1 pseudogene is annotated in these 14,778 nt (G+C 72.1%); it reads right to left on the reverse strand.

The features are described from left to right. Positions 1-74 precede the first annotated feature (74 nt). Positions 75-14,624: pseudogene (locus AVR91_RS42530) on the reverse strand (type I polyketide synthase); the annotation flags it as partial. Positions 14,625-14,778 lie beyond the last annotated feature (154 nt).

The following is a 14,778-nucleotide window of genomic DNA, read 5'->3' on the forward strand; positions in this document are numbered from 1 at the left end:
ATCGCGGCCTCCAGCCGGTCCAGCTCGGTGAACGGGTCGGGCCGCCCGTCGTCCTCGTCCGGCAGCAACGCGACCCGCAGGTGGTCCGCGAGTGCCTCCGCCGTCGGATGGTCGAAGACGAGCGTGGCGGGCAGCCGCAACCCGGTCGCGGTGGCCAGCCGGTTGCGTAGCTCGACGGCGGTGAGCGAGTCGAAGCCGAGGTCCTTGAACGCCCTTTCGGCCCGCACCGAGTCCGGCGAGTGACCGAGCACGGTGGCCGCGCTCGCGGTCACGAAGCGCACCAACATGGCCTGACGTTCCGCGGGTCCGGCAGCGGTGAGCCGGTCCAGCAACGATTCCGGCTCGCCGCGCACCGTCCGCACGTTCGGCAGATCCAGCAACAGCCGGTTCGGGCGGGGCAGCCCGCCGTCGAACCGCGCCCAGTCGATGTCGGCGACGACGGCGAACGGGTCGTCCTGCCCGGCCGCGCGCCACAGCGCGTCGAGTGCCCGGTCCGGCGGCATCGGGGAGACGCCGTCGCGCCGCAGCCGCTCGGCCGCGGTGGCGTCGGCCGCCATGCCCGCCCCGGCCCAAGCGCCCCACGCCACGGTGGTCGCCGGAAGGCCGAGCCCGCGACGGTAGTGGGCGAAGGCGTCCAGGAAGGCGTTCGCGGCCGCGTAGTTGCCCTGCCCCGCGTTGCCCAGCGTGCCCGCGGCCGAGGAGAACAGCACGAACGCGGACAGGTCGAAGCCGCGGGTCAGCTCGTGCAGTTCGATCGTCGCGGCGACCTTGGGCGCGAGCACTTCGTCTAGCCGGGCCGGTGACAGCGAGTCGATGACGCCGTCGTCGAGCACGCCCGCCGTGTGCACCACCGCGTCGAGTCGCGGCAGCCGCCCGATGAGCGCGGCCAGCGCCTCGTGCTCGGTGACGTCGCAGGCGGCGACGGTCACCTGGACGCCGAGGCCGCCCAGCTCGGCCGTCAGCTCGGCCGCACCCGGCGCGTCCGGTCCCTGCCTGCTGGTCAGGACGAGGTGCTCGGCACCTCGGGCGGCCAGCGATCGCGCGACGTGCGCGCCGAGCGCGCCCGTGCCACCGGTGACCAGGACCGTGCCCCGCGGCCGCCAGCTCTCGCCCCTCGCGGGCGCACCGGGCACGAGTCGTTTGGCCAGCACCGAGGAACGGATCGCGACCTGGTCCTCCTCGCCGTCCGCGATGACGGCGCGGACCCGGTCCCACGTCCGCTCGTCCGGTTCCTCCGGCAGGTCGATCAGACCGCCCCGGAGTTCGGGGTGTTCGAGGGCGAGCACGCTGCCGAGCCCCCAGACCGCCGCCTGCCCCGGGTGGAGCGGCGTCTGCGAGCCGGCCGCCGTCGCCCCGCTCGTGACACACCACAGCGGGACTTCGGCCCCGATCTCGTTCAGCGCCTGGACCAACGCGGTGGTGAGGGCGAGTCCCGCGGGCAGCGCGCGGTGGCCGGGCAGCGTCTCGCCCGCCAGCGCGAGCAGCGAGACCACGCCGTCGATCCCGGCCGCCGCGACCTTGGCGACGACCGCTTCGCGCTCCGTGTCCGCCGCGGTGAGCACGACTTCGGTGAGCCGGGCGCCGCCGAGCGCGCGCCGCAGTCCCGCCACAGCCGGATCTTCGGTGTGCCCTTCCGGTACGACCAGCAGCCACGTCCCGGTCAGTCCGCGGTCCACCGGTTCGGTCACCGGCTTCCAGACCACGCGGTGGGTCAAGTCGTCCGAGGACGCTTGGGCCGTCGGCCCGGCCGTGAGCCAATAGTGCTTACGCTGGAAGGGATACGTGGGCAGGTCGACCCGGTTGGCGCCGGTGCCGTCGAAGAACCGGCTCCACGCGACGGGAACGCCGCGCACATGGAGCCTGCCCAGCGCGGACAGCAAGGCCTCGACCTCGGGGCGGCCGTCACGCGACACGGTGACCACGTCCGCCTCCGTCGCGAGACCGCCCAGCACGCCGCCGGGGCCGATCTCGACGAACACCGTGACGCCGTCCGCTTCCGCCGTGGCGATCCCGTCGCCGAACCGGACGGCCTCGCGGACGTGGCGGAGCCAGTAGCCGGCGGTGCACAGCTCGTCCCCCGCCACGCGGCCGGTCAGGTTCGACACGATCACCTTGTCCGGCGCGTGGAACTCGACCTGTTCGAGCACCTCGCGGAAGTCTTCGAGCATCGGCTCCATCAGCCCGGAGTGGAACGCGTGGCTCACCCGCAGGCGTTTTGTCTTGCGGCCCAGCGCTTCGAGCGCCGCGGCGACCGCGAGCACCGCCTCCTCCTCACCGGAGACGACCACCGCGTCGGGCCCGTTGACCGCGGCGATGTCGACGGCGCCGGTCAGCAACGGCGTGACCTCGTCCTCCGCCGCCTGCACGGCGACCATCGCGCCGCCCTCGGGCAGCGCCTGCATCAGCCTGCCGCGCGCGCCGACCACCCGGCAGGCGTCCGCCAGCGACCACACCCCGGCGACGTACGCCGCGGCCAGCTCGCCGATCGAGTGCCCGGCGACCACGTCGGCCGTGACACCCCAGGACTCCAGCAGCCGGTAGAGGGCGACCTCGAAGGCGAACAATCCCGGCTGGGTGAATTCGGTCCGGTGCAGCCGGTCGTCGGTGAAGATCAGCTCCCGCAACCCTTCGAAGTGCTCGCACACCTCGTCGAAGGCGGCGGCGAACACCGGGAACCGTTCGGAGAGCTCACGTCCCATGCCGACGCGCTGGGATCCCTGACCGGCGAACAGGAACCCGATCCGGTGCTCGACGCCGGTCTCGGTGCCGGTCACGACGGCCGGGTGCTGCTCCGCGCGCCCGATCGACAACAGCGCCTCGCGCGCCAGGTCCGTCGAATCCGCCACGACGACCGCCCGGTACTCCAGTGACGCCCTGGTAGTCGCCGCCGAGAACGCCACGTCGGTCAGGCTCTGACCGGGCTGTGTGCCGAGGTGGGCTCGGAGCCGGTCGGCCTGCTCCCGCAACGCTTTCTCGTCCGCGCCGGACACCAGCAGCGGCAGCGCGCCGACATGCGGTGCGGGAACCGGCTCGTCGGCATCGACCGCTTCGATGATCGCGTGCGCGTTCGTCCCGCTCACCCCGAACGACGAGATGCCCGCCCGGCGCGGCCTTCCCGTCTCGGGCCACTCCTCGGCATCGGTCAGCAGCCGGACGTCGCCGCGGGACCAGTCCACCCGCGGGGTCGGCTCGTCGGCGTGCAGGGTTCGCGGCAGGACACCGTGCCGCATCGCCTGGACCATCTTGATCACACCGCCGATCCCGGAGGCCGACTGCGTATGCCCGATGTTGGATTTGAGCGAGCCGAGCCACAGCGGGTGTTCCCGGTCCTGGCCATAGGTGGCGATGATCGCCTCGGCCTCGATCGGGTCGCCCAGCCGCGTGCCGGTGCCGTGTGCCTCGACCACGTCGACGTCGTTCGCGGACAGCCCCGCGGCGGCCAGCGCCTGCCGGATCACCCGCTGCTGGGCCGTGCCGTTCGGCGCGGTCAGCCCGTTGGACGCGCCGTCCTGATTGATCGCCGACCCGCGCAGCACCGCCAGCACCGGATGCCCGTTGCGGCGCGCGTCGGACAGCCGCTCCAGCAACACCATGCCGACCCCCTCGGCCCAGCTCGTCCCGTCGCCGCCGGCGCCGAACGCTTTGCTGCGCCCGTCCGGCGCCAGGCCGCGCTGCCTGCTGAACTCGACGAACACCCCCGGCGTCGCCATCACCGCCGCCCCGCCTGCCAGCGCCAGGGAGCATTCGCCCTGCCGCAGCGACTGGGCGGCGTAGTGCAGCGCCACCAGTGACGACGAGCACGCGGTGTCGATCGTGACCGCGGGCCCTTCCAGGCCGAAGGTGTAGGCGATCCGGCCGGACGCGACGGCCGACAGGTTGCCGGTCATCAGGTAGCCCTCGACGCCGTCGGCGGCTTCGTGCATCCGCGGCCCGTAGTCCTGGCCGACGGTGCCCACGAACACCCCGGATCGACTGCCCCGTACCGTGCCGGGGTCGATTCCCGCTCGTTCCAGTACCTCCCAGGCGGTCTCCATGAGCAGCCGCTGCTGGGGGTCCATCGCGAGGGCTTCGCGGGGCGAGATGCCGAAGAACTCGGGATCGAACTCGGCCGCGTCGTGGAGGAAACCGCCGTGCCGGACGTAGGACCGGCCCGCGCGATCCGGGTCCGGGTCGTACAGCCCGGCCACGTCCCAGCCGCGGTCGACGGGGAACTCCGAGATGGCGTCGCGGCCTTCGAGTACCAGTTCCCACAGGTCTTCCGGAGACCGCACGCCGCCCGGGTACCGGCAGCTCATCGCGACCAGGGCGATCGGTTCGTCGGTGGCGCCTGCCACGGCGGCGGTCGTGTCCGCCGCGCCGCCTGCCAGCTCGGCGGCGAGGAATTCCGCCATCGCCGCGGGGTTGGCGTGGTCGAAGACCACCGACGTCGGCAGCTTGAGACCGGTGGCGGCGCCGAGCCGGTTGCGCAGTTCCAAGGCCATCAAGGAGTCGAAGCCCGCCTCGGCGAAGGCCCGGGTGGACCGCACCGCCTCCGGCCCGGCGTGCCCGAGGATCGCGGCGACCTCGGTGCGCACCAGGTGCAGCAGGCGCCGGTCCCGCTCGGCCCCCGAGGCCCCGTTCAGCCGGGTGACGGACGGAGGTGCCGCCTCGGGCTTGCGCACCCGCGGCACGGCCGACGGGGTCGCGGACGAGGTCTCCAGCCAGAACCGCTCGCGCTGGAACGGATACGTGGGCAGATCGACCCGGCGGCCGCCGTCGAACGTGTCCGCCCAGTCGACCTCGACACCCTGAACGTGCGCTTCGGCCAACGACAGCAGGACACGGCCCAGACCGCCTTCGTTCCGGCGAAGGGTGCCGAGTGCCACCGCGTCTTCGGCGGTCTGCTGGATGGCCATGGTCAGCACCGGATGCGCGCTCGCTTCCACGAACGCCCCGAACCCCAGCCCCGACAACGATCGGACCGCGTACTCGAACTCCACCGTCTGCCGCAGGTTCCGGTACCAGTACGCGGCGTCCAGCCCCGCACCGTCGGTCAGCTCGCCCGACACCGTCGAGAACAACGGGATCCGGCCTGCCATCGGGCGGACCGCGCCGAGAACGTCCAGCAGCTCGGCACGGATCTGTTCCACCTGAACCGAATGCGACGCGTAATCCACCGGGATCCGTTTCGCGCGGACTCCGTCCTGGCCACAAGCCGCCACGAACTCGTCCAGCGCGGCGACATCGCCCGAGACCACCGTCGCCTCGGCCCCGTTCACCGCGGCGATCGACAGCGACTCGCCGAGCCGGACGCGCACCTCATCCACCGGCAACGCGACGGAAACCATCCCACCCTTGCCCGCCAGAGCCGTGATCGCCTTGCTGCGCAAAGCAACGACTCGCGCACCATCGGCCAGGGACAGAGCACCACTCACACACGCGGCCGCGATCTCACCCTGCGAATGACCGACGACGACATCAGGGCGCACACCGTAGAACTCCCACACCGCCGCCAACGACACCATCACAGCCCACAACACCGGCTGAACCACATCAACCCGCGCCAAAGCGACCTCATCACCGAGCACATCCAGCAACGACCAGTCCACAAAGGACGACAGAGCCCGGGCACACTCATCCAACCGCGCCGCGAAAACCGGAGAAGACTCATACAACTCCAGCCCCATCCCCGCCCACTGCGAACCCTGACCAGGGAACACGAACACGACCTTGCCCGGGTCGGCCGCGGTCCCCCGCACCACACCCGGTGCGCCCACGCCGTCGGCGATGGCCCGCATCCCGGCCTGGAAACCGTCCCGGTCCCCCGCCACGACGGCGGCCCGGTACTCGAAATCCGGCCTGCCGGTGAGCAGTGACCAGCCGACGTCCAGCACTCGCTCGTCGCGCACCGCCGCGCCGAGCCGGGCCGCCTGCTCCCGGAGCGCGGCCTCGCTCTTGGCGGAGAGCAGCCACGGGACAATCGCCTCCCCGGACGGCGGCTCGGTCTCTTCGGCGGGGGCTTGTTCGAGGATGGCGTGCGCGTTGGTGCCGCTGACCCCGAAGGCCGACACTCCCGCGCGACGGGCCCGGCCGGTCTCCGGCCACGGGCGCGCCTCGGTCAGCAGCGACACCTTCCCCGCCGACCAGTCCACATGCGACGAAGGTTCGTCGACGTGCAACGTCTTCGGCAGGATGCCGTGGCGCAGGGCCAGCACCATCTTGATGACCCCCGCCACGCCGGCGGCCGCCTGCGGATGCGCGATGTTGGACTTCAGCGATCCGAGCCACAGCGGGGTTTCGCGATCCTGGCCGTAGGTGGCCAGCAGCGCCTGTGCCTCGATCGGGTCGCCCAGCGTGGTACCGGTGCCGTGCGCCTCCACCGCGTCCACGTCCATTGTGGACAGACCGGCGTTCGCCAGCGCGTCCTTGATCACCCGCTGCTGGGACGGCCCACTCGGCGCGGTCAGCCCGTTGGACGCGCCGTCCTGATTGATCGCCGACCCGCGCAGCACCGCCAGCACCGGATGCCCGTTGCGGCGCGCGTCGGACAACCGCTCCAGCAACACCATGCCCGCGCCCTCGCCCCACGCCGTTCCGTCGGCCGCGGCGGCGAAGGGCTTGCACCGGCCGTCGGGGGCGAGCCCGCGCTGCCTGCTGAACTCGATGAACATGCCGGGCGCGGCCATCACCGTCGTGCCACCGGCCAGCGCCAGCGAGCAATCGCCCTGCCGCAGCGCCTGCGCGGCCAGATGCAGGGTGACCAGCGACGAGGAACAGGCGGTGTCGACCGTGACCGCGGGGCCTTCCAGACCGAAGCTGTAGGCGACCCGGCCGGAGACGACGCTGGACGACTTGCCGGTGACGAGGAAGCCCTCCAGGCCTTCTGGCGCCTCGTGCAGACGGGAGCCGTAATCCTGGTACACCATCCCGGCGAAGACCCCGGTACGGCTGCCGCGCAACGACACCGGGTCGATCCCGGACCGCTCGATCGTCTCCCAGGACGTCTCCAGCAGCAGCCGCTGCTGCGGATCGATCGTCAGCGCCTCGCGCGGGGAGATCCCGAAGAACTCGGCGTCGAAGCCGGCCGCGTCGTAGAGGAAACCGCCTTCACGGACATAGGACTTGCCCTGCGCGTCCGGATCCGGGTCGTACAACCCGGCCACGTCCCAGCCGCGGTCGTCCGGAAGATCGCCGACGACGTCGCGTTCGGCGACCAGCAGCTCCCAGAGCTCGTCAGGGGTGGTCACGCCGCCGGGGAAACGGCAGCCCATCCCGATGATCGCGATCGGCTCGTCGGCCGGTCCCCGGCTGACCGCGACCGGTGCGGCCGCCCGTCCGACACCCACGAGCTCGCCGCGGAGATACCCGGCCAGCTCGGTCACCGTCGGGTGGTCGAACAGGACGGTCGACGGCAGCCGCAGCCCGGTGGCGGCGGCCAGCCGGTTGCGCATCTCGACCACGGTCAGGGAGTCGAAGCCGATCTCCCGGAACGCTCTGGTGGTGTCGACGGATCCGGCGTCCTGGTGCCGCAGGGTCGACGCGGCGTGCGCGCGGACCAGGTCGACCAGAACGCGGAGCTGCTCAGCCTCGCCGAGTCCGGCCAGTTGCTCCGGCAGCCCCGCTTGCCGTCCGTCCGGCTGATCGGCCACCTCCGGCAGATCGCCGATCAGCGAGCTCGCCCTGGCCGCGGTGAACGCGGGAGCGAACCGGTCCCAGCGCACGTCGGCGATGACCACACAGTCGTCGCCGCGGCTCAGCGCGTCCTGCAGACCGGCGATCGCGCGTTCCGGCGCCATCCCGGGGAGACCGCGGCCGCCCATCCGGTCCTCGACGGAACCGTCGACCATGCCGCCGCCCGCCCAGATACCCCACGCCACGGACAGCGCGGGCAGACCGAGACCGCGGCGGTGCACGGCGAGGGCGTCGAGGTAGGCGTTGGCGGCGGCGTACGCGGCCTGGCCGCCGTTGCCCAGCACCCCGATGACGGACGAGAACAACACGAACGCGTCGAGATCGAGGTGCGCGGTGAGCTCGTGCAGGTTCTCGGCCGCGGTGACCTTCGGCCGGGCGACCCCGGCGAGCCGCTCCGGGGTCAGTGTCTCGATGATGCCGTCGTCCAGCACGCCCGCGGTGTGGACGACCGCGTTCGGGGTGACGGTGTCGAGCAGCGCGGAAAGCGCGTCCCGGTCGGCCGCGTCGCAGGCGGCCAGTGTCACCCGTGCGCCGAGCCGGATCAGTTCTTCGCGCAGTTCTTCCGCACCGGGCGCGGCGGGCCCTCGCCTGCCCGCCAGGACGATGTGTTCGGCGCCGGATGCGGCCAGCCAGCGCGCGACGTGCCCGCCAAGCGCGCCGGTGCCGCCGGTGACGAGCACCGTGCCGCGCGGTACCCAGGCCTCCGCCGCGGCCGGTGTCGTCGCGTGCGCGAGCCGCCTGGCGAACACTCCGGAGTCGCGCACGGCGACCTGGTCTTCCCTGCGCCAAGCCAGGACTGAGCGCATCCGCCGCCACAGCCGGTCTTCGGCGTCAACCGGCAGATCGATCAGGCCGCCCCAGCGTTCCGGATGTTCCTGTGCGACGACCTGGCCGAGGCCCCAGAGCCGGGCCCGCGCCGGATCGGCCACCTCGTCGCCGGGGCCGGTGGACACCGCGCCCCTGGTGACGCACCAGAGCGGCGCGCCGATACCGGCGTCTCCGAGTGCCTGGACCAAGGTCACGGTGCCGGCCGGGTCTTCGAGCAAGGACAGCACGCCGGTCACTTCGCGTCCGGCGAGCCGCCGAGCGAGCGGCTCCCGCCCCTCACCGGGTTCCACGATCACGACCTCGGCGTCGTCGAGCGGTGAACTGGTGTGCGCGGACGGCACCACGACCAGCCACGTGCCGGAAAGCGCCGCGGCCGCGGGCTCGGTGACCGGTTTCCAGGTCACCACGTAACGCCAGCCATCCGTCGTGGACCGGCCGCGGGCACGGCGGCGCCAGGCCGAGAGCACGGGCAGCGCGGCCGCGAGTTCGTCCCGGTCCGCGTGCTCGACCACGGCGGCCAGCGCGTCGAGGTCCTCGCTGTCGACCGCGTCCCACAACTCGACGTCGGCGGACGCCGAGGCGGGTGCTTCGAGCCAGTACCGCTCGTGCTGGAAGGCATAGGTGGGCAGTTCGACGCGGTTGCCGGACTGCACCGCGGTCCAGTCCACCGCGAGACCGGCGACGTGCGCTTCGGCCATCGAGGTCAGCAACCGCCGCCTGCCACCGTCTTCGCGGCGCAGCGAGCCGAGGACGACGGCCGGGGCGCCGTGGTCGCCGATCGTCTCCTGCACCCCGACGGTGAGCACCGGATGCGGGCTGGCCTCGATGAACGCGTCGTGGCCGTCGTCCAGCAGCGCGCGGACCGCCTGCTCGAAGCGGACGGTGTGCCGCAGGTTGCGGAACCAGTAGCCGGTGTCCAGCTCCGCGGTGTCGATCAGAGCACCGGTGACGGTGGAATAGAAGGGGATCTCGCCGGGCCGGGCCGTGATACCGGCCAGCGCGGTCATGAGGGTGTCGTGGATGGCGTCGACCTGCGGCGAATGGGAGGCGTAGTCCACCGGGATCGCCTTGGCCTGAACGCCGTCGCGGGTACATCCGGCGAGTACTTCGGCCAGCGCATCCGGCTCGCCCGCGATCACGGTGGAGGACGGGCCGTTGATCGTCGCGACACCGACCCGGTCCCCGTGGCCTTCGATCCGGGCGCGCACCTCGTCGACCGGGAGCGGTACCGAGACCATGCCGCCCTTGCCCGCCAGCGCGGACAGCGCCTGGCTGCGCAGGGTCACGATCTTGGCCGCGTCCGCGAGGCTCAGCGCGCCCGCCACGTGCGCGGCCGCGATCTCGCCTTGGGAATGCCCGACCACGGCGGCCGGGCGGATCCCGAGTGAACGCCACAACCCGGCGAGCGACACCATGACCGCGAACAGCGCGGGCTGCACGACATCGACGCGTTCGAGGGCCTCGGCGCTGCGGAGCGCCTCGGTGAGCCGCCAGTCCACGTACGGCTCGAACGCCGCCTCGCAGTCCCGCATCTTGTCCGCGAACACCGGCGAGGTCTCCATCAACTCGACGGCCATGCCGCACCATTGCGAGCCCTGGCCCGGGAAGACGAACACCGGTTTGCCGCGACGCCCCGCGACGCCTTCGACGACCGGGCCGCCGGGTTCGCCGGCGGCGAGCGCGCGCAGTCCCGCCTCGAGTTCGTCGCGGTCGCCGACGACCACCGCGCGCGTGTCGAAGCCCGGCCGGGCCGCCAGCGAGGCCGCGACGTCCGCCGGATGCGCTCCGGTCACGCCGAGCAGCCGCACGGCCTGATCGCGCAGCGCCTGGCCGGTGCGCGCGGAGATCGGCCACGCCAGCGGTCCCTCCGTCCGCGGCGACGGCGCCGGAGGCTCCGGCGCCGCTTCGAGGATGAGGTGGGCGTTGGTACCGCTGATACCGAACGACGAAACGCCGGCCCGGCGGCTGCGGCCGGGATCGGCCCACTCGCGGTTCTCGGTCAGCAGCGACACCGCTCCCGCCGACCAGTCCACGTGCGGTGTCGGCTCGTCCACGTGCAGGGTCTTCGGCAGGGTGCCGGCCCGCAGCGCCATCACCATCTTGATCACGCCGCCGACCCCGGCGGCCGCCTGCGCGTGGCCGATGTTGGACTTCAGCGAACCGAGCCACAGCGGGGTTTCGCGATCCTGGCCGTAGGTGGCCAGCAGCGCCTGTGCCTCGATCGGGTCGCCGAGCGCGGTTCCCGTGCCGTGCGCTTCGACGACGTCGACGTCGGCGGCGGTGACGCCGGAACGGGCGAGCGCCTGCCGGATCACCTGTTCCTGCGCGGGTCCGTTGGGCGCGGTCAGCCCGTTGCTCGTGCCGTCCTGATTGACCGCGGAACCGCGGATGACCGCCAGCACCGGGTGGCCGTTGCGCCGCGCGTCCGACAGCCGTTCGAGCACGACCATGCCGGCGCCCTCGGCCCAGGCGGTGCCGTCCGCGGCGGCGGCGAACGCCTTGCAGCGCCCGTCCGCGGCCAGTCCGCGCTGCCTGCTGAACTCGACGAACATACCCGGGGTCGCGAGCACCGCGACGCCACCGGAGACCGCGAGCGAGCATTCGCCGTCGCGCAGCGCCTTGGCCGCCAGGTGCAGAGCGACCAGCGAGGAGGAGCACGCCGTGTCGACGGTCACCGCCGGGCCGGAAAACCCGAGTGTGTAGGAAATCCTGCCCGAGGCGACGCTGACCGTGCTGCCCGTCAGGGAATAGCCCTCGTAACCGTCGAGCCCTTCGTGCAGGCGGGGACCGTAGTCCTGCGCCATCGCGCCGACGAAGACGCCCGTGTCGCTGCCGCGCAAGGCTCGCGGGTCGATGCCCGCCCGTTCCAGTGCCTCCCAAGAGGTTTCGAGCAGGAGCCGCTGCTGCGGATCCATCGCGGTGGCCTCGCGCGGGCTGATCCCGAAGAAGACCGGGTCGAAATCGCCCGCGTCGTAAAGGAATCCGCCTTCGCGCGTATAGGTTTTGCCGCTGCGCTCCGGATCCGGGTCGTACAGACCTTCGAGGTCCCAGCCGCGGTCGGCTGGGAAACCACCGATCGCGTCCCGGCCGTCGAGCACGAGCTGCCACAGCTCGTCCGGGGTGGTGACGCCGCCGGGGAACCGGCAGCCCATCCCCACGATCGCGATCGGCTCGTCCGCGGCCCGGCGCACCACCGTGCCGGTCTCGCGCGGCGCTTCGGTGAGCTCGGCCCGCAGGTGGCGGACGAGCGCGGCCGGTGTCGGATGGTTGAACAGCAACGCGGCGGGCAGCGACAGCCCGGTCAGCTCGGCCAGCGCGTCGCGGAGTTCGACCGCGGTCAGCGAATCGAAGCCGAGATCCTTGAACGTCAGCTCGGTGTCCACGGTGTCCGTCGCGGCGTGGCCGAGTACCGCGGCGACGTGGGTGTGCACCTCGTCGAGCAGCAACCGGTCCTGTTCCGCTTCGGACAGTCCCGCAAGCCGCTGCCGCAGCGGTGAGCCGTCCTCGGCGGGCCGGGGCGCGGCCGTGACCGGACCGTCGAACCAGTACCGCTGCCGTTGGAATTCGTAGGTCGGCAGGGCGACCCGCCGGGCACCGCTGCCGTCGAACAGCTTCGCCCAGTCGACGGTGACGCCGCGGACGTGCAGCCCGGCGACCGCCGTGACCAGTGCCCGCGCTTCCGGCCGATCCGCCCGCTGCGCGGGGTGGATCGCGACACCGGTGCCGGCGAGGCTCTCGCGGGCCATCGAACTCAAGGTGCCGTCCGGCCCGATCTCCAGGAACGTGGTGACACCCCGAGCCTCGGCCGCGATCACGCCGTCGGCGAACCGGACGGGCTCCCGCACATGCCGGACCCAATACTCCGGCGAGCACAACTCCTCCCCCGCCACCACACCCGACAGGTTCGACACGAGCACCTTCGACGGCGCCCGGAACTCCACACCCTCAAGCACACGACGGAACTCCGCCAGCATCGGCTCCATCAACACCGAATGAAACGCATGGCTCACCCGCAGCCGCTTCACCTTGCGACCACGCTCAGCGAACTCCGCGGCGACTCCCGCGACCGCGCTCTCCTCGCCGGAGACCACCACCGACATCGGGCCGTTCACCGCCGCGATACCCGCGCCTTCGGTCAACAGCGGAACCACTTCCGCCTCCGACGCCTGCACCGCCACCATCGCGCCGCCTTCCGGCAGCGCCTGCATCAACCGACCACGCGCCGCCACCACCCGGCACGCGTCATCCAGCGACCAGACACCGGCCACATACGCCGCAGCCAGCTCACCGATCGAATGCCCCACCAGCACATCCGCGACGACACCCCACGACTCCAACAACCGGTAGAGCGCCACCTCGAACGCGAACAACCCCGGCTGCGTGAACTCCGTCCGATGCAACCGATCATCGGCCAACACCAACGACCCGAACCGAGCACACACCTCATCGAAAGCCTCACCGAACACCGGGAACCGCGCCGCCAGCTCACGACCCATCCCCACCCGCTGCGAACCCTGACCCGCGAACAGGAAACCCAGCCGCCCGTCGGCGACGACCCTGCCGCGGACCACCTGCGCGGAGGGTGTCCCGGCGACGACCGCCGCCAGCCCACTGTCCAATTCGGACCGGTCCGCGCCGAGCACGACGGCCCGATGACTGTGCGCCGAACGGGTGGTGGCCAAGGACAGGCCCACGTCCACGGGATCGAGCGCCTCGACGTGCTCCCGCAACCGGGCGGCCTGTGCGCCGAGCGCCGCTTCACCGGCCCCGGAAACCAGCCACGGCACGAAGTCCATCGCGGTTCGCGGCTCGTCGGGACGATCGGGAAGCGGGGCGTCGGACAGCACCACGTGGCAGTTCGTGCCGCCCATGCCGAACGACGAGACTCCCGCCACCAGCGGCGCGTCGGGCCGGGGCCAGGCGGACAACGACCGTTGCACGGAGAGGTTGAGCCGGTCGAGCGGGATCGCGGGGTTCGGCGTCTCGAAGTTCAAGCTGGCGGGCAGTTCCCGGTGCCTGATGCTCAGGGCGGTCTTCACCAGCCCGGTGATACCCGCGCCCGCCTCCAGGTGACCGACGTTCGTCTTCGCCGAGCCGACGAGCAGCGGCGCGCCTTCCGGGCGATGCCGCCCCAAGGCCGCGCCGAGCGCCGAGGCTTCGATCGGGTCACCGAGCCGGGTGCCGGTCCCGTGCAGCTCGACGTACTGGACCTCCTCCGGCCGTACGCCGGCGCGCTCGCAGGCGAGGCGGACGGCCTCCTCCTGGGCGGCGGCGTCCGGCACGGTGAGGCCGGTGGTCGCGCCGTCGTTGTTGACCGCGCTCCCCCGGATGACACAGAGCACCTCGTCGCCGTCGGCGATCGCGACGGACAACGGCTTGAGCACGACGACGGCGCCGCCCTCACCGCGGACGTAGCCGTTGGCCCTGGCGTCGAAGGTGAAACACCTGCCGTCCGGGGACAGCGCGCCGAATTTCGCGGCCCCGATCGTGCTCTCCGGCGCCAGATTCAGGTTCACGCCACCGGCGAGGGCCACAGTGGACTCGCCGTGCCGCAGGCTCTCGCAGGCCAGGTGCACGGCGACGAGCGACGAGGACTGGGCGGTGTCGACGGTCAGGCTCGGTCCGGTCAAACCGAGTGTGAAGGAGATCCGGTTGGCGAGGATCCCGCGGTTGAGCCCGGTCAGGGTGTGCGGCCCGATGGCCTCCGTGCCGCGCAGGTTCGCCAGCGCGGCATAGTCGCTCGCGGTCGCGCCGACGAACACGCCCGTCTTCGTGCCCGCCAGACCGGCGGGCACGATCCCGGCGTCCTCGAGCGCCTCCCAGCTCAGTTCGAGCATGAGCCGCTGCTGAGGGTCCATCGCCGCGGCTTCCCGTGGCGAGACACCGAAGAACGCCGGATCGAATTCGTCTACCCGGTCGAGGAAACCGCCCCGCCGGACGGGAACCGCCGCCGGATCGGCGGCCACGTCCCAACGGCCGGCGGGCACCTCGGAGATCGCGTCCCCGCCCTCGCGCAGCAACCGCCAGAACTCGCTCACCCCGGGCGCGCCGGGCAACCGGCAGGACAGCCCGACAATGGCGATCGAATCATCAGTACCGACACCGACCTGCGTCAGAAAGTCCATCTTCCCCAGTCTTTCGGAACGAATTGGCGAAAATGCGCCCCAGGCGTACTCGCACGGCTCCCGAATTTCGAGGCTACTGGCGCCCGAGGGGCCGGAATCACCCCAACGTCACCCCCAAAGCACCCCTAGGGCGCCGCTGAAGCGCCCCTACAAG

This window comes from Amycolatopsis keratiniphila subsp. keratiniphila, assembly GCF_001620365.2.
In the GTDB taxonomy this organism is placed as follows: Bacteria; Actinomycetota; Actinomycetes; order Mycobacteriales; family Pseudonocardiaceae; genus Amycolatopsis; species Amycolatopsis keratiniphila.